The 24,050-nt window shown below is 47.6% G+C and carries 19 protein-coding genes, 3 tRNA genes, 3 rRNA genes and 1 riboswitch; of the genes, 5 read left to right on the top strand and 20 right to left on the bottom strand.

Annotation, left to right across the window (positions count from 1 at the left end):
- Window positions 1-123 precede the first annotated feature (123 nt).
- Together uspB and ftnA are read right to left on the bottom strand one after the other, a co-directional pair.
- Complete coding sequence (gene uspB, locus VOA_RS01035) at window positions 124-447, bottom strand: universal stress protein UspB (RefSeq protein WP_000623075.1); 324 nt, start codon at window positions 445-447, stop codon at window positions 124-126.
- Between the two features lie 75 nt (window positions 448-522).
- Entirely contained in the window at window positions 523-1,050 is a 528-nt protein-coding gene (gene ftnA / locus VOA_RS01040; protein ID WP_000951039.1) for a non-heme ferritin, read from the bottom strand.
- Window positions 1,051-1,214: 164 nt separating this feature from the next.
- On the opposite strand from ftnA, the gene uspA reads away from it, so the two are divergent.
- Entirely contained in the window at window positions 1,215-1,640 is a 426-nt protein-coding gene (gene uspA, locus VOA_RS01045) for a universal stress protein UspA (RefSeq protein WP_000121736.1), read from the top strand.
- Window positions 1,641-1,695: 55 nt separating this feature from the next.
- On the top strand, window positions 1,696-2,583 hold the full coding sequence (locus VOA_RS01050) for a carboxylate/amino acid/amine transporter (RefSeq protein ID WP_000262770.1): 888 nt from the start codon (window positions 1,696-1,698) through the stop codon (window positions 2,581-2,583).
- 76 nt (window positions 2,584-2,659) lie between these two features.
- Here VOA_RS01050 and VOA_RS01055 read toward each other — a convergent pair whose 3' ends face one another.
- The 3 genes from VOA_RS01055 to VOA_RS01065 form a co-directional block, all read right to left on the bottom strand.
- Window positions 2,660-3,049, bottom strand: a complete 390-nt coding sequence (locus VOA_RS01055; RefSeq protein WP_001129191.1) for a hypothetical protein — start codon at window positions 3,047-3,049, stop codon at window positions 2,660-2,662.
- A gap of 116 nt (window positions 3,050-3,165) precedes the next feature.
- Complete coding sequence (locus VOA_RS01060; protein ID WP_000908199.1) at window positions 3,166-3,951, bottom strand: class I SAM-dependent methyltransferase; 786 nt, start codon at window positions 3,949-3,951, stop codon at window positions 3,166-3,168.
- A gap of 59 nt (window positions 3,952-4,010) precedes the next feature.
- Complete coding sequence (locus VOA_RS01065) at window positions 4,011-6,122, bottom strand: sensor domain-containing protein (RefSeq protein ID WP_050413539.1); 2,112 nt, start codon at window positions 6,120-6,122, stop codon at window positions 4,011-4,013.
- 269 nt (window positions 6,123-6,391) lie between these two features.
- Between VOA_RS01065 and asnC the strand changes: the two genes are divergently transcribed.
- Window positions 6,392-6,856 (top strand): transcriptional regulator AsnC, encoded by a 465-nt coding sequence (gene asnC, locus VOA_RS01070; protein WP_001194335.1) that lies wholly within the window; start codon window positions 6,392-6,394, stop codon window positions 6,854-6,856.
- A gap of 92 nt (window positions 6,857-6,948) precedes the next feature.
- On the opposite strand, the gene tsrA is transcribed toward asnC, so the two are convergent.
- Together tsrA and VOA_RS01080 are read right to left on the bottom strand one after the other, a co-directional pair.
- A complete protein-coding gene (gene tsrA / locus VOA_RS01075) occupies window positions 6,949-7,233 on the bottom strand; it encodes an H-NS-like global regulator TsrA (RefSeq protein WP_000060367.1) in 285 nt (94 codons plus the stop codon).
- 103 nt (window positions 7,234-7,336) lie between these two features.
- Window positions 7,337-8,527, bottom strand: a complete 1,191-nt coding sequence (locus VOA_RS01080; RefSeq protein WP_001113371.1) for a multidrug effflux MFS transporter — start codon at window positions 8,525-8,527, stop codon at window positions 7,337-7,339.
- 116 nt (window positions 8,528-8,643) lie between these two features.
- Here VOA_RS01080 and VOA_RS01085 point away from each other — a divergent pair, with 116 nt between their 5' ends.
- On the top strand, window positions 8,644-9,585 hold the full coding sequence (locus VOA_RS01085; RefSeq protein ID WP_001165360.1) for a LysR substrate-binding domain-containing protein: 942 nt from the start codon (window positions 8,644-8,646) through the stop codon (window positions 9,583-9,585).
- A gap of 134 nt (window positions 9,586-9,719) precedes the next feature.
- On the top strand, window positions 9,720-11,513 hold the full coding sequence (locus tag VOA_RS01090) for an aminopeptidase P family protein (protein ID WP_000071483.1): 1,794 nt from the start codon (window positions 9,720-9,722) through the stop codon (window positions 11,511-11,513).
- A 144-nt stretch (window positions 11,514-11,657) separates the two neighbouring features.
- On the opposite strand, the gene thiH is transcribed toward VOA_RS01090, so the two are convergent.
- The 13 genes from thiH to VOA_RS01155 form a co-directional block, all read right to left on the bottom strand.
- Window positions 11,658-12,770 carry a 2-iminoacetate synthase ThiH gene (gene thiH / locus VOA_RS01095; RefSeq protein WP_000143544.1) on the bottom strand — a complete coding sequence of 371 codons (1,113 nt, stop codon included), beginning with the start codon at window positions 12,768-12,770 and terminating at the stop codon, window positions 11,658-11,660.
- Complete coding sequence (locus tag VOA_RS01100; RefSeq protein ID WP_000912208.1) at window positions 12,767-13,537, bottom strand: thiazole synthase; 771 nt, start codon at window positions 13,535-13,537, stop codon at window positions 12,767-12,769. Before VOA_RS01100 ends, thiH begins: the two co-directional genes overlap by 4 nt.
- A gap of 4 nt (window positions 13,538-13,541) precedes the next feature.
- Window positions 13,542-13,745: a sulfur carrier protein ThiS gene (thiS, locus tag VOA_RS01105; RefSeq protein WP_000960168.1), complete on the bottom strand. Its 204-nt coding sequence runs from the start codon at window positions 13,743-13,745 to the stop codon at window positions 13,542-13,544.
- A complete protein-coding gene (locus tag VOA_RS01110; protein WP_000947558.1) occupies window positions 13,739-14,512 on the bottom strand; it encodes a HesA/MoeB/ThiF family protein in 774 nt (257 codons plus the stop codon). Before VOA_RS01110 ends, thiS begins: the two co-directional genes overlap by 7 nt.
- Window positions 14,502-15,773 (bottom strand): thiamine phosphate synthase, encoded by a 1,272-nt coding sequence (locus VOA_RS01115; RefSeq protein WP_000113386.1) that lies wholly within the window; start codon window positions 15,771-15,773, stop codon window positions 14,502-14,504. Before VOA_RS01115 ends, VOA_RS01110 begins: the two co-directional genes overlap by 11 nt.
- Window positions 15,774-15,775: 2 nt before the next feature.
- Window positions 15,776-17,716 (bottom strand): phosphomethylpyrimidine synthase ThiC, encoded by a 1,941-nt coding sequence (thiC, locus tag VOA_RS01120; protein ID WP_000071122.1) that lies wholly within the window; start codon window positions 17,714-17,716, stop codon window positions 15,776-15,778.
- Window positions 17,717-17,815: 99 nt separating this feature from the next.
- Window positions 17,816-17,914: riboswitch (TPP riboswitch) on the bottom strand.
- Window positions 17,915-17,966: 52 nt separating this feature from the next.
- Complete coding sequence (gene crcB, locus VOA_RS01125; protein ID WP_000059130.1) at window positions 17,967-18,347, bottom strand: fluoride efflux transporter CrcB; 381 nt, start codon at window positions 18,345-18,347, stop codon at window positions 17,967-17,969.
- 226 nt (window positions 18,348-18,573) lie between these two features.
- Window positions 18,574-18,650: transfer RNA gene (locus VOA_RS01130), tRNA-Trp, on the bottom strand.
- A 30-nt stretch (window positions 18,651-18,680) separates the two neighbouring features.
- A tRNA-Asp gene (locus VOA_RS01135) sits at window positions 18,681-18,757 on the bottom strand.
- A 30-nt stretch (window positions 18,758-18,787) separates the two neighbouring features.
- Window positions 18,788-18,903 (bottom strand): 5S ribosomal RNA (gene rrf, locus VOA_RS01140).
- Window positions 18,904-19,013: 110 nt separating this feature from the next.
- A 23S ribosomal RNA gene (locus VOA_RS01145) occupies window positions 19,014-21,900 on the bottom strand.
- A gap of 302 nt (window positions 21,901-22,202) precedes the next feature.
- Window positions 22,203-22,278 (bottom strand) — tRNA-Ala (locus tag VOA_RS01150).
- A gap of 62 nt (window positions 22,279-22,340) precedes the next feature.
- Window positions 22,341-23,883: ribosomal RNA gene (locus tag VOA_RS01155) — 16S ribosomal RNA — on the bottom strand.
- Together the 16S, 23S and 5S rRNA genes with 3 tRNA genes alongside form the textbook arrangement of a ribosomal RNA operon.
- Window positions 23,884-24,050: the final 167 nt, after the last annotated feature.

Here is a 24,050-nt window from a genome sequence, read left to right as displayed (position 1 = left end):
CTGCCACCTAATACCATAAAAAAAGGATGTGCTGAGTGCACATCCTTACTCACTTGGGCGGCTATTCTAACGGCAAATGGCCACTATGCCAACGCAATGCCAATGTATGGCAAATGCACGCGATTAGAGCATAAATGCGACAACAGTGGTCAGAACCAGTAACGAACCGGATAGAATAAACAGCTCACGAACGCGATCACACTTGCCAGTAAACACGGGATCATGATGATGGTGATACTCGCGGCCTTTTAGGTAATGGTATAAGCGTACCTGCTTGGTGACGTTACCATGAGTGGTAAAAAAGCCCCGACCATCAACTTGTTGGTAAAGCAGCGGATGGGCTTCACGCATGATGTAAATAAGTGAACGCAAAGCGGTGACATAACGCGCGACGTTAATCACAGTCACCAGCATGAGCGCAAATAGAATGGTATCTCCACTGATCATCTTTTCCTCCCTACACCTTGTGTTGAGAATGCCCAGAGAAAAAGACGATCGCTTCAGTTTGTCTTTTTGCCGATCTTACTCAGCAGGAGCATCCATCACAGAAGATGAGCCTTTCTTTGCCAATGCCGCCAGATCTTTATCGATAAAGAACAACGCCTTACCATCTTCACCGACCAGCTCTAGCTTATCTAAAATCCCTTTAAACAACTTCTCTTCTTCGTGCTGTTCAGCCACGTACCACTGAAGGAAGTTAAATGTTGAGTAGTCTTGGGAGGTGAACGCCACATGAGCCAGTTTGTTAATCTGTTGCGTGATTTTCTGTTCATGTTGGTACGTCTCACGAAACACTTCACCCAGTGAAGCAAATTCGTGGCGTGGCGCAGCGATCGCACCAAGGATGGGCAGTGCTCCCGTCTCGCTCACATAAGTGAACAGACGTTGCATATGCTGCATCTCTTCTACCGCGTGAACGCGTAAAAACTCTGCAGCGCCATCAAATCCTTTGTCTTCACACCAAGCACTCATTTGTAAGTATAGATTGGATGAGAAAAATTCGAGGTTAATTTGCTCATTGAGATGTTCAACCATCGCCTGCGACAACATAAAAAGCTCCTAATTCACTGTAACTATTTGAACGCACTATAGCATGTTCACCGGTTATTGTAGCCCTAGCCCAAGTCAGCACCACCAAACTGAGATCACTGCGACAAAAAATTCACCCATCCGGTGCTACGCTGTATTGAGTCACCTAAAAAGGAGTCCGTACAATGAGTTATCAACATCTTTTGGTTGCAGTGGATCTGTCTGAAGACAGCAAACTGCTAGTAGAAAAAGCGGTGGCTCTGGCCAAACCACTCAATGCAGAAGTCTCATTTATCCATATCGATGTGAACTATGCTGAGCTGTACACTGGCCTTATCGATATTAATTTGGCCGAAACTCAGCATCACGCGATGGAAGCCTCACAAAAGCAGCTACAAGATTTAGCGCAACATGCCAATTACCCTATCAAGCATACTCTGGTGGGCAGCGGTGATTTAACCAATGAATTGTGCGAAACCATCAGCGAATTTAACGTGGATCTTTTGGTGTGTGGCCATCATCAGGATTTCTGGAGCAAACTGCTCTCTTCTACTCGTCAGCTGATTAACAGTTCTCCAGTGGATATGCTAGTCATACCACTCAACGACTGACGAACGAAAAAGACTCGGGTAGACTGCGAATTCCATTCACTCATTCAGTCGCGTTATGGTTTATCTCTCTGCAGTCACCCTGTTATGGGCATTTTCATTTAGCCTGATCGGCGTCTATTTAGCCGGTCAGGTCGATTCTTGGTTTGCGGTTTGGATGCGGGTAGCTCTCGCGAGCCTAGTCTTCATCCCCTTTCTCCGTTTTAAAGGTGTACCACGCGCACTGATTGCCAAATTGATGGCGATTGGCGGTATTCAGCTCGGCTTGATGTACTGTTTTTACTATCCATCTTTCTTGCTGCTCTCAGTACCGGAAGTGCTGCTGTTCACCGTTTTCACCCCGATTTATGTCACTTTGATTTACGATTTTCTCAAAGGTCGTTTTTCACCTTGGTATTTGGTCACTGCCATTATTGCGGTATTGGGTGCGGTAGTGATTAAGTTTGCAGGAGTTAATGAGAATTTCCTGACTGGATTTTTCGTCGTTCAAGGTGCCAACCTCTGCTTTGCGATTGGCCAAGTCGGCTACAAATACCTGATGGAGCGCGAACAGACTTCCCTGCCGCAACATACGGTGTTTGGTTATTTCTATCTTGGTGCTTTCGTGGTGGCGAGTGTCGCTTTCTTACTGCTGGGTAACCCCACTAAATTGCCGACCACTCAACTCCAGTGGGGCATTTTGCTCTATTTAGGGCTGATTGCTTCTGGCCTTGGCTACTTTGCGTGGAACAAAGGGGCTTGCTTGGTAAATGCGGGCGCTTTAGCTGTGATGAATAATGCTTTAGTGCCTGCAGGCTTGGTGGTGAACATTCTGATTTGGAACCGCGATGTGGACTTGGTTCGCCTATCCTTTGGTGGCGCGATTATCTTGGCTTCACTGTGGATCAATGAGACTTGGGTAAAACGCCGTGTTGAGCGTGATTATCAACGCCAAAACTTAGCCTAAGCAAACTCTCATCGCCTAAAACACACAAGCCCATCGAATGATGGGCTTTTGCTTAATCCTTATCGACTTTTCAAGCTTAATGCATACTGACCTGAGCAGCGATTTCATGAACTGGCGCTGGATTGGTCTGAGCGACTTTACCTTCCAGCTGTTGCTGTTTTTTCATCAGCTTACGCTGCTTCTTCAGCACTTTTTCCAGTTTCTTATGAAACTTCTGCTGTTTCTTCAAACTGCCTTTCGGCAATAAGTTCACCATGCCGGTATTGGTTTCGATTTCCGATAATGTGGGGATACTGGCAGCAGGAGACTTTGCACTCAAAGCTTGTGGCTTGCACAGGCTTTTTTTATCGGCGGCCACACGAGCGCAGGCTCGGCACAGAAACTGCGGCTCAGCCACTAAGCGTTCAATCTCACCAAGGGAGGTCGCAATCTCATTGCGATTAAGTTTGCATAGACGTTTAGCCACTCACCACTCCAGCTAAAACACGAATTATTCTCAGGCGCATATTACGTGGTTAAGCGCAAAAAACAAGTTCGATCCGCTTAGCCTTTCTTGACGAATAATGGTCGCGTTGAGGCTGGTTACTCATCATCCATCGCCGCAAGAACATAAACATCAAAGCGATTTTTCTTGGTTTCAATCGCCATACTGGGTTTGTGATTTTGCAGCCACGGCGCGTAATCAGGGCGTTTCACCACTACTCGCTTTTTTGCCAATTGCAGCGCTGGCTCAAGTAAGGCATCGGCATCATTATCCGCTCCCACCAGAGATTGAAAAACCCGCATCTCTTTTTTGACGAGAGCGCTTTTCTTTTTGTTCTCAGGATGAGGATACATAGGGTCAAGATAGATCACATCTGGGGAAATAAAATTCGGATCGGCGGCGAGTTGCAGTAAAGCATCATGGCTTGAAGCGTGCAGTAAACTGATGCGCTCACTCACCCAAGCTCCAATTTCATTGTCTTGTTTGGCGCGTTGCAAGCCATCTTCTAGCAAGGCTGCCACCACGGGATGACGCTCCACCATTTGTACTCGACAACCTAAGGAAGCCAACACAAATGCATCACGCCCCAAACCGGCTGTCGCATCCAGAACGAGTGGAGTCACGCCTTTATTCAACCCTGCCGCTTTTGCGATCGACTGCCCTTTACCACCACCGAATTTACGACGATGCGCTACGGCGCCTTCCACCCAATCGACATAGATTGCACCAAGCTTTGGCTCATCTAATTTGCGCAGTTCAAGGCGTTCTTCTGTGAGTACCAAAGCAAATACACTGTCATCACTGGCTTGCAGTTGCCAACGCGCTGCAATCTGCTCCAATTCTTGCGCACGGTGTGCCGCTTCACAAATCAGTTGTATCAACAAGGGAACTCCGAAAACCTAGACAAAACGGCGCTCAGTGTAGCGGATTTTGTTGGCAAACCCTACGCTTTCTCTTTGAGTTGCTCAGCAACCAAATCGGCAATGGGTTGCGGTCGACTGAACAGGTATCCCTGCGCATAGTCCACGCCAATCAATTGCAATGCCTGCAGAATCTGCTCATTTTCGACAAATTCCGCAACGGTGGTTTTACCCATTTGTTTGGTCAACTCATGAATAGAGCGCACCATCAAGCGATCCATCTCGTTTTTATCCATATCACACACAAAAATGCCGTCTATTTTCACGATATCCACTGGCAATTTTTGTAAGTAACCGAATGATGAAAGTCCCGAACCAAAATCATCCAACGCTAACACACACCCTAGCGCTTTGAGTTTTGACAACACCGTAATCGCTTGGTTGAGATTACACATCGCCGCCGTTTCGGTGATTTCAAAACAGATTTTGTGGCACGACACGTGACTGATGCGTAACCGTTGCAGTAAGAAAGTGACAAAATCGGGATTGCCAATTGAGTTGCCAGAGAGGTTGATAGACACTCGGCCAAGTTTATCGACTACATCAGGACGAGCTTCGAGCCAACTTAGCGTCTGCTCAACAACTTGCCGATCTAAATGATGGGCCAGGTTATAACGTTCAGAAGCTGGGACAAAAATACCCGGAGAGACATATTCTCCCATCGCATTTTTTATTCGTACCAATACCTCAAAGTGCAATTGCCGCTCAGGTTGATGGAGTGGCACAACCCGTTGGGCAAATAACTCAATACGTTGATGGGCTAAGGCGTCATGTACTAGGTTTACACACTCCATCTCCAATTGGCTGCGACGCAAATCCGCATCATCCTGTCGATAAAAGTTAAAGCGGTTTCGCCCTTCCTCTTTCGCCGCGTGGCAGGCGGTATCAGCCTGAGCATGCACCATTTGGGGTGATGTTGCGGTATGGTCAATCATGCGGATGCCAATCGAACAGGTCAGATTAAAGCGAATGTGTTCCCAAACAAACGGCACTTCACTCAGTGCATGAATGATGCTTTGCGCTACCAACACCGCATCTCGCTCAGTACAGTCGCGCAATAAAATTGAGAATTCATCGCCGCCCATACGCGCCAGTGTCGCCTTAAAAGGCAGCACATCTTCAAGCATACTGGCGCAAAACTGAATGGCTCCATCACCCGCATCATGTCCTGCGGTATCATTCAGCACTTTCAACTGATCAAGGTCCAGATACAGCATGGCATGTGTGCGAAGCTGGCTTTCAGTTTCTTTGAGTGCTTTCGCCAACTCCAATTCAAATTGGTTACGATTAAATGTGTGGGTTAATAAGTCATAACGAGCTTGATAAGCAAGCTGATCCGCCAGTTGACGAGTTTCGGTAATGTCTTCCCCAACGATCAGTAAAGTCCCCGTTTCCACCAACGGACGGATATTTTCCCTCACCCACACGGATTTACCAGAATGATGGCGATAGCAGACGTCCCGTCGCCAAACCGAAGAGACATGGCTGCTCGGCAGCAACAACATTTGTCTTGGCGTTAAAGCGTCAGGCTCTTGATAGAAATCGCGGATATGGTGACCCAACATGACTGCAGCAGGATACCCCAACAGTTGCTCAGCGAACTGATTCACTTGCTGTATGTGGTTACGCTCATCCAACGTCAGCATCATCACGGGCTGCTGATCGTAGTAATGTCGTAAACTGGCTTCACGTTGGAACAACTTATCTTCCGTGATTTTTCGCCAAGTGATGTCCTGTGCTTCGAGCAGAATTTGCGCAGCCTCTCGAGTCGGCAGCGGCTTAAACTGGCATTCCAATACAATGGCACCGTAATCAGGGTGCCAAATTTCAGCATTAAACTGGCGAGCTTGCGGCACAGAACCAGAGAAATAGTTCTGAATGTGCTCTACCGCTGAATCCTCCCAACCTTTGTGCTGCCATATCGGTCTGAGTAAGCTCTCGCCATGTCGATAGAGCAAATGTTGCAACTTGCCGTTACAGGAAACAATCCGTCCTTCTCTGTCAAAAATACCGATGTAATGTGTACTTTGGTCAAAGATGGATTCCAGCAGTTTCTGGTTGATGCGTAGCCGCTGTGTATAACGATACTGCCGCACACTGACGATGAGCAGCACGCTAAAAACAGCAATCATCATAGTTAACGCTGGAGTGCTTCCGATGAATTCTGCACTCCAGCGAGAGTAATCACTCACTTTTTGTATCAACTCCGCTTGATCGTTAGATGATGCCAGCTCTTGCGCTATCGCATCGGCACAAATCAATCCTAACCCCCCAAAGGTTAAATATCCGAATATGGCGCGGAATAATCGCAAAGGGTTCAAAGCAGACTCCAAGGTTATTAATTACTTTAATGGTGCTAAAATGCACACACTCATTTTGAGTCGGCAGACTATCAGGAAGGACAATGCAAACCAACCAAACCAAACTTGATGAGCTGGATCGTGCCATTCTGAAGATTCTGATGGACGATGCCCGCACACCTTACGCAGAAATGGCGAAACAGTTTAATGTTAGCCCAGCCACCATTCACGTGCGAATCGAGAAGATGAAAGCGGCCGATATTATTCAAGGCACTGAGGTGGTCGTGAACACCAAAAAGCTTGGTTACGATGTATGCTGTTTTATCGGGATAAATTTGAATGCTGCGCGCGATTACCATTCAGCATTAGCCAAACTGAATGCACTTGATGAAGTGGTTGAAGCTTACTACACCACTGGCGCCTATAACATCTTTGTGAAATTGATGTGCCGTTCGATTGAGGAGCTACAGCATGTCCTGATAGACAAACTGCAAGCCATTGATGAAGTGCAATCCACGGAAACCTTGATTTCCTTACAAAATCCCATCAACCGCAATGTCAACCCGTAGAGTTTCCGATGTTCATGAGCCGCCTAGCCTTGTTCTGTTATCAGGGATAGCAACAAGGCTCAGGAAAAGAAGAATGGATAAAATCGGGAGTGTTAGCGTTTCTGTAGATAATTGAGCAGCTCTTCTGCGGAAATTCCTTGTTTCGCCAACTCTTTGGCCATGGTTTCCACTTGCTCACCTTTACGTGATTCAATCACTTGTTGAAACTGATAGATCAGGTCACGTAGCACAGTTAGCGGTACTTGCTTAGCCGCACTGCGAATACGTTCGCTACTTTGGTTACCCAGTTCATTAAGTAATTTGCCAAACATCACCTTTTCTGGGGACTCATCGAGCTGTTCCAGAATGCGAGCCATTTCATAGGTGGTTAAAGACATGGTGTATTAAGTTCCAAACGGTTATTTGCTGTCGAAGTGGCAGACAATATACACAGGATACACGCTGAGTAAAATAGCCTCAGCGTGAAATTCTCTCGCTCAATCAACACTCAGGCACACGGGTGTGCCAACGGTTACCTATCGGGGACATCATGATCAAAATCGCCGGTGCCGCAAGCCACATTGTAAAACCAATCATGTGTTGTGGTTCTGGTAACATTCGTTGCAATGTGCCCACTAGCAGCCCAGCACCACTCATTTGAAATAAGCCAAGCAATGCCGCCGCCGTTCCTGCTTTGTCGCCAAATGGTGCTAAAGCTTTCCCTGCTGCGGCCCCAAGAATCCAAGCAAAACCAATCGAGGATAAAAAGATCGGCAACATGAAAGCTAGCGGAGCAGGTACAGTCTGCATCATCACCATCATCACTCCCGCAATCAACAGCGTCATAATGCCGATCAGCAACGTGATTCGTGTACCGAGTTTATCCATCATTTTCGGAGCAGTCATGCAGGCAATAATGTTCACTACTGCATTCAAGCCAAACCAAAGAGTAAACTCATTCATACTTAAATGCAGACGCTCCATCAAAACCACTGGCGCAGAAGTGACGTAAGCTAGAATGACGGCCATAGCGAGCATACATAGGGTCGCGTGAAACAAAAATGTAGGCGCTTTAAGCACCGCAGCATAACGTGAGAGTTTGAACACCGCCGGACGTGTTCCTGTATTTGGATTGCTCTCTTGCATACGTAACGCAATCGCCGAACCCACGACCAATGCAAAACCAGCCATAAAGCTGAAATTCGCTCGCCAGCCAAATTGTTGTGTTAACCAACTCCCTAAAATAGGCGCCAACGCAGGAATAAAACAGATCGCCCCATTCAGATAGCTGATCATCTTGCCGCTGCGTTGTGGGCCAAATAAATCGCGAACCGTTGCAAAAGCTGCTACGGAGGTTGCACACGCTCCTAAGCCTTGTAACAGCCGAGCCATCAACATCCATTCGATTGTTTGAGCACTCCACGCCAATAAAGCACTCAAGATGTAGATGCTAATTCCTCCTAATGCAACCGTTCGACGACCGTACTTATCTGCCAATGGGCCAGCAAAAAGCTGCCCTACACCCATAGCAAACAAAAACCAAGTAATCGTATCCTTCGCTAAGGAGTGTTCCACGTGAAACGCTTGCGAAATTTGTGGCAATGCCGGTAAATAAATATCGATAGCCAAGGGGCTAAAAAGAACCAAAAACGTCAGTAATACCATTTGTTGTTTACTGACCTGATCAGGCATTGCTTGTTTCACTTCACACTCCGGCTCATTTTTAAAGATCAATGCATGATACGCATGGCAAGATATGCAAAACAGTGGTATCTCGTCATTGCTGTTATTCCATTTTAGAAAATCTTATGCAAATTGAAAAACTCGCGCGGATCGACCTCAATCTTCTGGTCTGCTTAAAGGTATTAATCGAAGAGCTCAGCGTCACACGTGCCGCCGCTCGTTTGTGTCTTAGCCAATCAGCCGTTAGTAAATCACTGGCTAAACTGCGTGAGCAATTTGATGATCCGCTTTTTGTTCGCACTTCTTATGGTTTAAATGCAACGCCTAAGGCTTTATTTTTAAAACCCAAACTCGATGTATTGGTCAATCAACTTGAGCTGCTTACCCAGCCAGCCCAGTTCTCACCTCAATCGAGTGAATACCGCTTTCAAATTGCCGCGGTAGAAAGCGCCTATCCACTGATCATGCCCTATTTTTTACCCACCATTTTTCATCATGGTCCCCATCTTAGTATCAGCACCCACTCATGGAGTGATCAAACCTTTCGTAAACTGCAAGTCGGTGAACTGGATTTTGGGCTAACCGGAAGAGACATTGACATCAACGATGCCAAGCTGACCATGCTGCCCCCTACGGACATCTGTGAACAAGAGCTGTTTCGCGATCAGCAGCGCTGTGTAGTACGCCACGATCATCCACTGCTCACTCAAGAATGGAACCTCGCGAGCTATCTGAACCAGAGACACGTACAAGTCCGTTGTGATGGCAATGATCGGTGGCTACTTGACTATCGCCTAGCAGATATCGGCTGTGAGCGCGACATCGCCATCACAGTGCCTGATTTCAATAGTGCCGCTAGTTTGTGTACCTATACCGACTTTGTGTTTACGGCGCCAAGCCACTTTACCCAATTAATCGTAAAGCAGCTTGGTCTGGTTGAACTCCAACTGCCGATTGAGCTTCCGCCGATGGCCTATACCCTGTTCTGGCATCGTGATCGAGAAAGCGATCCTGCATTACGTTGGCTGCGCGAAGTGATACAAACCAATACACTTCATTTACGTTGAATCCATAGTCAGATATTTGCGCAGCGTACATAAAAGGAGTAGCTTATTCGCTCTCGTCCACTTGCTGTATTGACTCCTTCACTGCGATGCAACAAGCCATAACAAAGGACTGTTTAGAAAAAGGATAACCTCAGATGTCAAACTCTCATGCTCAGCGCCTCGCGGATTTTCGCCATTGGCTACACACCCAACAACTTGATGCTTTCATCATCCCTCATGAAGATGAATATCTCGGTGAATATGTCCCCGAACACAACGAGCGCTTGCATTGGTTAACGGGTTTTACTGGTTCTGCCGGCGCTTCGATTGTTGCTACCAACCGTGCAGCGATTTTTGTTGATGGCCGCTATACCGTTCAAGTACGTAAACAGGTCTCTCCTGAGTTGTTTGAGTACCGCCATTTGATTGAAGAACCTTACTTAGGTTGGTTAACGGAACAACTTCCAACAGGAGCCAAAGTGGGTTATGACCCACGTATGCACCGTGGCAGCTGGCTTACTCAAGCGCAGCAAAAACTTGCTGGAAAAGTGTTACTGTGTCCGGTAGCGGATAATCCCGTTGATCGGTTATGGCATGGTCGCCCTGCACCTGTCGTGTCTGAAATGCGCTTAATGCCTTTGGCGAGAGTTGGCCAGACTAGTCTTGAAAAGCGAGAGTTGATCTCAGCCACCTTGCGCTCTAAGAACGTCGATTGCGTAGTGCTTACCGAGCTTGATTCGATCGCATGGCTACTCAATATCCGTGGTTTGGATGTTTCTCGCTTGCCCGTTTTGCTTTCTCACGCGATTGTTCACAGCGACACAAGTATCGATTTCTTCCTTGACCCTGTACGCTTGGCGGCAAACTTTGACGTCCATGTGGGAGGGACGGTTCGCGTACATCATCCTGAACAGCTTGAAGCACAACTGCGTCAGCTCTCTGGCCGTAGTGTTATGCTCGATTCTGCGACTAGCAATGCTTGGTTCACTCTCACGTTGCAGAATGCAGGAGCAGAGTTGATCAATGAAGCGGATCCGTGCTTACTGCCTAAAGCAGCAAAAAACAGCGTTGAAGTAGCTGGAATGCGCGATTGCCATGTGCGTGATGGTGCAGCCATGGTGCAATTTCTCGCATGGTTAGACAATGAAGTAGCCAATGGTCATTTACATAACGAAGCGCAGTTGGCTGAGCGATTGGAAGCTTTCCGTCGCCAAGACCCAACTCTAGTCGACCTAAGTTTCGATACGATTTCCGCAGCAGGCACCAACGCAGCCATGTGTCATTACAACCATCAAAATCAACCCATACCTGGCGAGCTTTCAATGAATAGCCTGTATTTGGTTGACTCTGGCGGCCAATACGTCGATGGAACCACCGACATTACCCGAACCATTGCGATTGGTAATGTCAGCCCTGAGATGAAACAACAATTCACTTTAGTGCTCAAAGGGCACATCGCGTTAGCTCGTGCCCGCTTTCCTAAAGGCACTACAGGTTCACAACTGGATGTGTTAGCCAGACAATACTTGTGGGCGCAAGGTTATGACTATGACCATGGTACTGGCCACGGTGTAGGCCACTTTTTAAGTGTTCATGAGGGTCCACAGCGGATCGCAAAAGTACACAATAGTGTCGCTCTACGTCCCGGAATGGTGCTGTCCAATGAACCTGGCTATTACCGAGCTGACGCTTTCGGGATTCGTATTGAAAACCTAGAGCTCGTCTCTGAGTTCCAAACTCAAGGTGATTTCTCGGTCCTCGGCTTTGAGTCTTTAACTCGCTGCCCGATCGATAAGCGTGCGATTGACGTGAATTTACTGACCAAACCTGAGTTGAATTGGCTCAATCAATACCATCAAAAAGTATGGGATGAGGTGAGCCCTCTTATCATAGACGAAACAACTCGCCAATGGCTTGTTCAAGCAACGTCACCGTTGAGCCATCCATAACGCAATGCCAATGGGTTTAATGCATTTAGCTATGGCCTACTGATAAAAGAAAACCGCCGACCGGCGGTTTTCTTTTATCTATAAGTTTTTGAAGCGTTGGCTTTTAACAAACTAATTAAAACCACGTTGGTTTCACGTGAAACATCATCTCGAATAGGCTCGATGCCAATCTTGCCAAACGACTTGTAATCCCTGAGTCATTAACGCTGCACTCACTTCTGCCGCAGAGCGCTCATCACTGACAGAAAACTGCTCTAGTTCCACTTTTGGATCTGCGTACCCACCCGGTTGAGTTTTCGAAGCCGCTGACATCGCAGTCACCCCAAGTTTGGCCACCTGATTACGGAATTCGGGAGACTCCCGCGTAGAAAGTGATAACTCAACTTCACCGTTCAATAAGCGATAAGCACAGATTAATTGAACTAATTGCCGATCAGACATTACCGATTTCGGTTGCAATGCACCTTCACACGGGCGCAAGCGCGGAAAAGAGATCGAGTAGCGTGTTTTCCAATACTGTCGCTGTAAATAGTCCAGATGTGCGGCAACAAAAAAGCAGTCAGTGCGCCAATCTTCAAGACCAATTAATGCCCCAATACCGATCTTATCAACACCCGCTTTCGCCAAACGATCCGGCGTTTCCAACCGGAATTGGAAATCCATCTTATTGCCACGCAGATGGTGCTGAGCATAAGTTGATGGATGATAGGTTTCTTGATAGACCATGACGGCATCGAGCCCGAGTTCAATCAGCTGAGCGTACTCTTCTTGTTGTAACGGTTGTACTTCCATCGCAACGTAGCTGAATGCCCGCTTGATGATGGGCAATACTCGGCGAAAATAGTCGATACCAACTTTAGTCTCATGCTCTCCCGTGACGAGCAAGACACTATCAAATCCCATTTTCTTGATCGCTACAACCTCACGCTCAACCTCTTCAACATTCAGTGTTTTGCGCTTGATTCGGTGCTCCATCGAAAAACCACAATAGGTACATGAGTTTGAACAAAGATTCGAAAGATAAAGCGGGATATACATCGACATGGTGTTACCAAATCGCTGACGAGTGGCTTGATAAGCGACTTGAGCCATTGCTTCGAGATAAGGCTCTGCAGCAGGAGAAATCAGTGCTTTGAAGTCCTCCAGTGTACGCTTATGCGAAGAGAGAGCCTGCTCCACATCCCTTGCTGTTTTGGCATGAATAGACAGGCGAATGTCATCCCAGTCCATTAGTTGGAAGCGCTGCATGAACGTCATAACGCAAAATCCAAAAATCCAGTTAACGGGCTCGAAGCTGATGCCGTCCTTAAGCGTGATGGCATACCTGACTCATACGCCATGCGTCCCGCTTCAACTGCAAGCTTAAAGGCTTGAGCCATAGCGATTGGATCCCTAGCGGCAGCAATCGCCGTGTTAACCAGCACCGCATCGGCACCCAATTCCATCGCTAATGCCGCATCAGAGGGTGAACCAATCCCAGCATCAACAATCACCGGAACATTAGCTTGTTCGATGATAATATCGAGGAAAGCTTTAGAGGCTAAGCCTTGGTTACTACCGATCGGAGAACCAAGCGGCATCACGGCGGCACATCCAACTTCTTCCAATCTTTTGCACAGCACAGGGTCGGCATGACAATAAGGTAAAACGGTAAAGCCCAACTTAACCAACTGCTCTGCCGCCAGCAAAGTCTCCACGGGATCTGGCATTAAATATTTCGGATCAGGATGAATTTCTAACTTTAACCAAGATGTCCCCAAAGCCTCTCGTGCCAACTGAGCCGCATACACGGCATCGGCTGCGGTTTTGGCACCCGATGTATTGGGTAACAAATTGATCTGCATGTTGAGTAGAGGTGCGAGAATATCATCGTTAGATTGGGTGAAATCAATACGCTTCAATGCCATGGTGACCAACTCCGACCCCGAAGCTGCGAGTGCATTAGTCATGATGGTGCGGTTGGAGAATTTTCCGGTACCCGTAAATAATCTGGAATGAAATGTTTTGTCTGCAATCTTCAGCATGGGATTAGCCTCCTGCTATCGCTTGAAAGAGTGAAATCTGATCACCTGCACTTAACCCAACTTGTTCCCATTCACTTCTGGGAACCACATCACCATTGAGACTAAATACACAGCCTTGTTGCGGGAGCTTGAGCTGGGTGTGCAATTCACGCAATGAAGTTTCGGCAACAACTTCAAAAGGCTGTTGATTAATAAATATAACTAACACAGGGCACACTCCTTAATTACTGCGGAATGAATACCGCAAACTGGACAGGCTTTATCTTGGTGTAATTGCAAGATTTGCCATTGCATTTGCATTCCATTAAAGCGCATCAATTGTTCGGCAGGAAATCGCGTGTTATCGAGTAAATAATGTAGGGCGAGTAAAGCTTGTGCATTCCCCACCATTCCCACCACAGGTCCTATCACCCCAGAGTCACTACAGCGCTGTCTATCCGACATATCTGGAACAATGCAGTGATAGCAAGGGGAGTTTTGCTGATAGCGAAACGCCATCAAATGTCCTTCCCACCCGATTGCCGCACCACTAATGAGTGGAACTTGTGCATTAAAGCAGACTCGGTTAATGGCATGACGGGTTGCCAAGTTGTCACTGCAGTCAATGACCAGATCCACGTGCTCTATTTCCAATGTCAAAATCAGCTCGTCAACTTGCCTTGGAACGGTTCGAATGCGGACATTAGAATTCAATAGGCGGAGATGTTGAGCTAATAATTCCGACTTATTGCCTCCTAACTGTTCTTCGCGATAGATAATCTGCCGATGTAAATTGTGTATTTCCAACCCATCACCATCAGCAATGATGAGACTCCCGATACCAGCTCCGACTAAATAAGGAGCCACCACACAACCAAGACCACCGCACCCGACCATCAAAATTCGCGCATTGATGAGTTTTTGTTGACCGATGTGATCCACTTCAGCAAGGCTAATTTGCCGTTGGTAACGCAGAAAAAGTTGATCACTGAGCATCACTAGCCTCCCGAGTCAAAGTGGCTATTTTCTGTTTCAGGTCCAGAAACTGCTTTTCCTTACACTCATAAAACGCAGAGAAGAGTTGGTGCACGGCGAAAGCTGGATTCTCAGCGAGAGTGATCGCCCGAACAACAGCGGCAGACGTCACTCCACAAGCGAGCACATCACGAATATTTGAGAGTTCAATCCCTCCAATCGCCACCGTGGGTATGCCTAGATCACCGTGATAAGGCATCTGATCAGCAACGATTTGATAAGCCGCCAAGCGTACCAATCCTTGGGGTCTTGATGGCATCTGTTTAGTTGTCGTGGGGAAAATATGGCCTAGCGCAATATAGCTAGGTTGTATACATGCCGCATTCACTAACTCAAAATAACCATGGGTCGAGAGGCCCAATCGCAATCCTGCTTGTGACAACAGTTCTAAATTGGCACACGTCAGATCCTCTTGCCCCAAGTGGACACCATAAGCATGGTACTTCATGGCCAGCTGCCAGTAATCGTTAATAAAGACTTGTGCGTCATATTCCCTCCCCAAACTAACTGCTCGAGAGATTTGCGCTTCCAAGTCTTGCCGTGATGGATCTTTAATACGCAATTGGACCGTTGTTACTCCAAGCTTCAATAGAAGTTCAATCCAAGCCACATCGTCTACTACGGGGTAGAGTGTAAATTTCGCCTTATCGATTGCAGGGAAAGCGACAACTTTAGCGGAATGCCACGCTGTTTTGACTACAGGAAAATGCTGCCACTGTGTCGGCCATGTTTCACGTGAAACATACTGAGCTTGACTCATCGCGGCACGAGCAATACACAATGTATCCTCAAGAGGAAAATCCAGAGCTAACAGTGCTAACACCCAAGCAAGATGTTGATTTTGCTGATAATTCAATGATGTATGAACAAATGGATAAGAGATCTGTTGTGGAATGTTCGCCTTAGTAAACCACTGATCTATTTGGAAATCGCCGTCACGTGGATCGGGCAGCCCCACCTTCACCGTACAGTTGGCCTGATGTACTGGCTGCCCTGCTAAATACTGTATGTAATAATCTAAAGGCTCACTTGCGTTCTCTAGGGAGCACACATCACTGCCAATCACTACCGAACACCCACCGATTAATACAAAATATGGGCTATCACCCACATCTAAACTGATGTGTTGTATAGAAAATCCCTGTTTTTCAGCCAGAAACAACACTGATTGCACACGGCCAGTGAATGCAGCCATGTGACGGGGAAAAACTAAGCGAGCCATCATCACTCCTCAGCTAATTCTTTAACTAATGGATGATAGAGCTCAGCACCCGAGGCTAAAAACTCTTGAGATTTATCGTGCATTCCTTGTTGAGCCAATTGCTCCGGCATGGTCAATTCAATGACTGAAGTCTCTGAGGTTTGTTGATGATTAGCGTAATCTCTTACCTCTTGTGAAATCTTCATAGAACAGAATTTAGGGCCACACATAGAACAGAAATGGGCAACCTTCCCCGACTCTTGCGGTAAAGTTTCATCATGGAAAGCACGAGCTGTTACCGGATCTAATGCGAGGTTGAATTGGTCTTCCCAACGGAATTCAAAACGCGCTTTTGATAATGCATTGTCGCGAATCTGAGCCCCTGGATGCCCTTTTGCTAAATCAGCAGCATGTGCAGCTAACTTGTACGTAATAAGGCCTGTTTTAACATCTTCTTTATTGGGTAATCCCAAGTGCTCTTTCGGCGTTACATAGCAGAGCATGGCACACCCAAACCAACCAATCATTGCCGCACCAATACCTGAGGTAATGTGATCATAACCAGGAGCGATATCGGTGGTTAATGGTCCAAGAGTATAGAAAGGAGCCTCATGGCAGTGTTTAAGCTGTTCATCCATATTCGCCTTAATCAAATGCATCGGCACATGTCCTGGGCCTTCAATCATGACCTGAACATCATATTCCCAAGCTATTTTGGCTAGCTCACCAAGAGTACGTAACTCAGCAAATTGTGCTTCATCGTTAGCATCAGCAATCGAGCCTGGACGAAGCCCATCTCCAAGAGATAGAGCCACATCATACTGCGCACAAATCTCACAGATTTCACGAAAATGGGTATAAAGGAAATTCTCCTTATGGTGAGAAAGGCACCATTTAGCAATGATAGAACCACCGCGAGAGACAATCCCAGTCAGGCGTTTTGCCGTCATCGGCACATAACGCAATAACAAACCGGCATGAATCGTAAAATAGTCCACACCTTGCTCGGCTTGCTCAAGCAAAGTGTCACGCATGACTTCCCAAGTGAGATTTTCAGCTATGCCATTCACTTTTTCTAGTGCTTGATACATAGGTACAGTACCAATAGGGACAGGGCTATTGCGCAGAATCCATTCCCGTGTTTCGTGAATATTCCGCCCAGTAGAAAGATCCATGACCGTATCAGCACCCCAGCGAGTAGCCCACACCAGTTTCTCCACCTCCTCTTCGATAGATGAACTGACCGAAGAGTTACCAATATTCGCGTTCACCTTAACCAAGAAATTACGGCCAATGATCATCGGCTCGGATTCAGGATGATTAATATTGCATGGGATAATGGCACGCCCTTCTGCAACCTCATTACGTACGAATTCAGGGGTAATCAAATCAGGAAGGTGTGCTCCAAAATTCTGGCCTGCATGTTGCTGAGTTAAACTGAGGGCTTGATTTGATAGGCGACGAGAGTTTTCTCTAATCGCAACGAACTCCATTTCAGGTGTAACAATACCCTGTCTTGCGTAATGTAACTGAGTCACTCGACGCTGCTTTACAGACCGTCGAATACGAGGAAGATGTCCATAGCGCAGCTCATCAAGTGTCTCATCGGCCAATCGCTCACGAGCAAAATGAGAACTCATATTAGATAGAATCTGGGTATCCTGACGCTCTTCAATCCATGACTCTCTCAGTTTAGGAAGTCCTGTATAGAGGTCTATATCATGCTCAGGATCAGTATAAACACCAGAGGTGTCGTAGACACAGATCGGCTCGTTAGGCTCAAAAATAGGTGCCTCTTTGCTACCACCGACCAAGGTATTACTAAGGGCAATTTCACGCACAGGCACACGAATATCCGCACGAGATCCTACGAAATATGTCTTTTGAGAGTTTGGATAGGGTTCAACTGAAAGAGTTTCTATAAAACGTTTCGCTTCCAGTCTTGCTTGTTTACGATTCGACATAGCATTTCCTTTTTAATAAGAGGGAGAAATGCTTGACGGAAAAATGCTATAAGAGGTGAGTCGACAGGTAAGATCGCTACTAAAAATAATAGCTCACCCAGAGAGTCTTCTCTTGTTCCCTTCGCAGGTATTAACCTGATCAGGTTCAACGGATCCCGAATAAACGGTCTCAGCCCAATGGCACTCCGACAAGTGGAAGCATTATAGATAAAGGTTATTGGTTAACCAAGTAAAATGACTGTTTCACTTATCAACTTTTTATTAACCAGTAGAACCCAAGCCAAGCAGCGGAAATACTCAAAATCACGTTGAGCAGCACATTCGCTCCCATCTTAAAAAAGGCTCCTTGCTGCATTAACAGCACATTATCCATTGAGAACGTAGAGAATGTCGTCAATGCCCCCAAAAAACCGAGCCCAATCACTTGTTTCCACGGGTAAGGGCTTAACCACTCGTTTTCAACACAAGCAATCAAAACCCCCATAGTGAATGAGCCAACAACATTCACGGTGAGTGTTCCCACAGGGAAACCTCGGCCAAAAAGAGTAATGCACATTTCAGAGACTAAGAAACGGGCACAAGCACCAATCGCCCCACCCAAAGCAATAAACCCCAACATAGATAGCGACATGCTTGTTCCTCCATTATTTAGAGAAGCTATTTTAAACATTCATAAAGATAAAGTGCGATATTTCAGCGTAAGAATAGATTTAATTAAAGGAAGAAATAGGGGAAGAAGGGATGCATGAGATGGTAAATAAGAAAAGTTACATACGTCACGTATCACGATACTTGACTGGAATTTGTCAAAACACGGATAAAGAAAAACCTCAGCATTGCTGCTGAGGTTCAATATATGGCAGGGGTGGAGAGATTCGAACTCCCAACACGCGGATTTGGAATCCGCTGCTCTGCCAATTGGAGCTACACCCCTGTGGATTTTTTGAGCTTAAGCTCGAATAAGTGGCGGAGCGGACGGGACTCGAACCCGCGACCCCCGGCGTGACAGGCCGGTATTCTAACCAACTGAACTACCGCTCCGCATTGGCTAGCGCTTGGTGCTAAATTAAAGCCTGGCGATGTTCTACTCTCACATGGGGAAACCCCACACTACCATCGACGCTGTTTCGTTTCACTTCTGAGTTCGGGATGGAGTCAGGTGGGTCCAAAACGCTATGGTCGCCAAGCAAATTCTTTCTCTCTATTTCTAGAGAATAATCTGGAAAGCTGTCTTCGTTCTCACACACATTCTTATGCGCTTAGCTTTGAGTCCACTACAAAACCCCTTGGGTGTTGTATGGTTAAGCCTCACGGGCAATTAGTACAGGTTAGCTCAACGCCTCACAACGCTTACACACCCTGCCTATCAACGTTCTAGTCTCGAACAACCCTTTAGGACAGTTAAACTGTCAGGGAAGACTCATCTCAGGGCTCGCTTCCCGCTTAGATGCTTTCAGCGGTTATCGATTCCGAACTTAGCTACCGGGCAATGCGTCTGGCGACACAACCCGAACACCAGAGGTTCGTCCACTCCGGTCCTCTCGTACTAGGAGCAGCCCCCTTCAATCTTCCAACGCCCACGGCAGATAGGGACCGAACTGTCTCACGACGTTCTAAACCCAGCTCGCGTACCACTTTAAATGGCGAACAGCCATACCCTTGGGACCGACTTCAGCCCCAGGATGTGATGAGCCGACATCGAGGTGCCAAACACCGCCGTCGATATGAACTCTTGGGCGGTATCAGCCTGTTATCCCCGGAGTACCTTTTATCCGTTGAGCGATGGCCCTTCCATACAGAACCACCGGATCACTATGACCTGCTTTCGCACCTGCTCGAACCGTCATTCTCGCAGTTAAGCGGGCTTATGCCATTGCACTAACCTCACGATGTCCAACCGTGATTAGCCCACCTTCGTGCTCCTCCGTTACTCTTTGGGAGGAGACCGCCCCAGTCAAACTACCCACCAGGCACTGTCCTCAACCCGGATAACGGGTCTAAGTTAGAACATCAAACATACAAGGGTGGTATTTCAAGGACGGCTCCAACGCAACTAGCGTCACGTCTTCATAGCCTCCCACCTATCCTACACATGTAGGTTCAATGTTCAGTGCCAAGCTGTAGTAAAGGTTCACGGGGTCTTTCCGTCTAGCCGCGGGTACACTGCATCTTCACAGCGATTTCAATTTCACTGAGTCTCGGGTGGAGACAGCGTGGCCATCATTACGCCATTCGTGCAGGTCGGAACTTACCCGACAAGGAATTTCGCTACCTTAGGACCGTTATAGTTACGGCCGCCGTTTACCGGGGCTTCGATCAAGAGCTTCGCTTGCGCTAACCCCATCAATTAACCTTCCGGCACCGGGCAGGCGTCACACCGTATACGTCATCTTGCGATTTTGCACAGTGCTGTGTTTTTAATAAACAGTTGCAGCCACCTGGTATCTGCGACTCTCGTCAGCTCCATCCGCGAGGGACTTCACCATCAAGAGCGTACCTTCTCCCGAAGTTACGGTACCATTTTGCCTAGTTCCTTCACCCGAGTTCTCTCAAGCGCCTTGGTATTCTCTACCCGACCACCTGTGTCGGTTTGGGGTACGATTCCATCAAATCTGAAGCTTAGAGGCTTTTCCTGGAAGCATGGCATCAATGACTTCACACCCGTAGGTGCTCGACGTCGTGTCTCAGCCTTAGAAAGAGCCGGATTTACCTAACTCTTAAGCCTACGCACTTGAACCAGGACAACCGTCGCCTGGCCCACCTAGCCTTCTCCGTCCCCCCATCGCAATTTGATTGAGTACGGGAATATTAACCCGTTTCCCATCGACTACGCTTTTCAGCCTCGCCTTAGGGGTCGACTCACCCTGCCCCGATTAACGTTGGACAGGAACCCTTGGTCTTCCGGCGGGGAGGTTTTTCACCCCCCTTGTCGTTACTCATGTCAGCATTCGCACTTCTGATACCTCCAGCAAACCTTACGATTCACCTTCAACGGCTTACAGAACGCTCCCCTACCCAATGCCCAAAGGACATTGCCGCAGCTTCGGTGTATTGCTTAGCCCCGTTACATCTTCCGCGCAGGCCGACTCGACTAGTGAGCTATTACGCTTTCTTTAAATGATGGCTGCTTCTAAGCCAACATCCTAGCTGTCTGAGCCTTCCCACATCGTTTCCCACTTAGCAATACTTTGGGACCTTAGCTGGCGGTCTGGGTTGTTTCCCTCTCCACGACGGACGTTAGCACCCGCCGTGTGTCTCCCGGATAGTACTTACTGGTATTCGGAGTTTGCAAAGGGTTGGTAAGTCGGGATGACCCCCTAGCCTTAACAGTGCTCTACCCCCAGTAGTATTCGTCCGAGGCGCTACCTAAATAGCTTTCGGGGAGAACCAGCTATCTCCGAGTTTGATTGGCCTTTCACCCCTAGCCACAAGTCATCCGCTAATTTTTCAACATTAGTCGGTTCGGTCCTCCAGTTGATGTTACTCAACCTTCAACCTGCCCATGGCTAGATCACCCGGTTTCGGGTCTATATCCAGAGACTGAGCGCCCAGTTAAGACTCGCTTTCGCTACGGCTCCCCTATACGGTTAACCTTGCCACTGAATATAAGTCGCTGACCCATTATACAAAAGGTACGCAGTCACACCACGAAGGTGCTCCTACTGCTTGTACGTACACGGTTTCAGGTTCTATTTCACTCCCCTCACAGGGGTTCTTTTCGCCTTTCCCTCACGGTACTGGTTCACTATCGGTCAGTCAGGAGTATTTAGCCTTGGAGGATGGTCCCCCCATATTCAGACAGGATATCACGTGTCCCGCCCTACTCGATTTCACGCTCGATGAAGCGTCGGTTACGGGGCTATCACCCTGTATCGCCAAGCTTTCCAGCTTGTTCACCTACTTCACCGAGTGCTTAAGGGCTAATCCAGGTTCGCTCGCCGCTACTACCGGAATCTCGGTTGATTTCTTCTCCTCGGGGTACTTAGATGTTTCAGTTCCCCCGGTTTGCTCTGTTAACCTATGGATTCAGTTAACAGTAACTGCTTATGCAGTTGGGTTTCCCCATTCGGAAATCGCAGACTCAAACGGCTCTTACTGCCTTATCTGCGCTTATCGCAAGTTAGTACGTCCTTCATCGCCTCTGACTGCCCAGGCATCCACCGTGTACGCTTAGTCACTTAACCATACAACCCGAAGGAGTTTCGGGTTGTTGTTTAAACAACCTAAGTTGTCTCGCGTTTAATTTACATGAGTGCGAGACAGATTTTGCCGGACTCAAATTTTGAACAAGACCTAAGTCTTATTCGATACCAAGCACACTTGAATGTGTTGTTGGTGTTTATCTTTCGATAAACATTGAGAACTTTACAAACAACAATAAATTGTTGTTTTGTCAGCTTTCCAAATTGTTAAAGAGCAAGATTCCCTTTCTATTTAAAGAAAAGATGAACCATTTTTAAACATTCTCAGCGAAAACGCTTAAAGATGGTGGAGCTATGCGGGATCGAACCGCAGACCTCTTGCATGCCATGCAAGCGCTCTCCCAGCTGAGCTATAGCCCCACTTGATGCTCAAATCTAAACCAAATCAATCTGTGTGGACACTCATCACGATAATCATCGTGTAAGGAGGTGATCCAGCGCCAGGTTCCCCTAGCGCTACCTTGTTACGACTTCACCCCAGTCATGAACCACAAAGTGGCAAGCGTCCTCCCGAAGGTTAAACTACCTGCTTCTTTTGCAGCCCACTCCCATGGTGTGACGGGCGGTGTGTACAAGGCCCGGGAACGTATTCACCGCAACATTCTGATTTGCGATTACTAGCGATTCCGACTTCATGGAGTCGAGTTGCAGACTCCAATCCGGACTACGACGTACTTTGTGAGATTCGCTCCACCTCGCGGTCTTGCTGCCCTCTGTATACGCCATTGTAGCACGTGTGTAGCCCTACTCGTAAGGGCCATGATGACTTGACGTCGTCCCCACCTTCCTCCGGTTTATCACCGGCAGTCTCCCTGGAGTTCCCACCATTACGTGCTGGCAAACAAGGATAAGGGTTGCGCTCGTTGCGGGACTTAACCCAACATTTCACAACACGAGCTGACGACAGCCATGCAGCACCTGTCTCTCAGTTCCCGAAGGCACAAGACTGTCTCCAGTCTCTTCTGAGGATGTCAAGAGTAGGTAAGGTTCTTCGCGTTGCATCGAATTAAACCACATGCTCCACCGCTTGTGCGGGCCCCCGTCAATTCATTTGAGTTTTAATCTTGCGACCGTACTCCCCAGGCGGTCTACTTAACGCGTTAGCTCCGAAAGCCACGACTCTAGGTCACAACCTCCAAGTAGACATCGTTTACGGCGTGGACTACCAGGGTATCTAATCCTGTTTGCTCCCCACGCTTTCGCATCTGAGTGTCAGTATCTGTCCAGGGGGCCGCCTTCGCCACCGGTATTCCTTCAGATCTCTACGCATTTCACCGCTACACCTGAAATTCTACCCCCCTCTACAGTACCCTAGCTTGTCAGTTTCAAATGCGATTCCTAGGTTGAGCCCAGGGCTTTCACATCTGACTTAACAAACCACCTGCATGCGCTTTACGCCCAGTAATTCCGATTAACGCTTGCACCCTCCGTATTACCGCGGCTGCTGGCACGGAGTTAGCCGGTGCTTCTTCTGTAGGTAACGTCAAATGATTAAGGTATTAACTTAACCACCTTCCTCCCTACTGAAAGTACTTTACAACCCGAAGGCCTTCTTCATACACGCGGCATGGCTGCATCAGGCTTGCGCCCATTGTGCAATATTCCCCACTGCTGCCTCCCGTAGGAGTCTGGACCGTGTCTCAGTTCCAGTGTGGCTGATCATCCTCTCAGACCAGCTAGGGATCGTCGCCTTGGTGAGCCCTTACCTCACCAACTAGCTAATCCCACCTGGGCATATCCGGTAGCGCAAGGCCCGAAGGTCCCCTGCTTTGCTCTTACGAGGTTATGCGGTATTAGCCATCGTTTCCAATGGTTATCCCCCTCTACCGGGCAATTTCCCAGGCATTACTCACCCGTCCGCCGCTCGCCACCCAAGGAACAAGTTCCTCTGTGCTGCCGCTCGACTTGCATGTGTTAGGCCTGCCGCCAGCGTTCAATCTGAGCCATGATCAAACTCTTCAATTAAAAGTTTTTGAAGCTTTCGCTTCGGCTCAATGAATACTGATTACATTCTTTGCTTAATAAAAAGCGAAGTAATGTTGAATTGACTGTGCTGAATGATTGCTCATTCAAATGGTCACTCAGTTCATTGATAAATCTTTTTTGATTATCATCAACGAGTGCCCACACAG

Source organism: Vibrio sp. RC586 (assembly GCF_000176715.1).
Lineage (GTDB): Bacteria > Pseudomonadota > Gammaproteobacteria > Enterobacterales > Vibrionaceae > Vibrio.
This window is presented reverse-complemented; position numbering and strand designations above follow the sequence as displayed.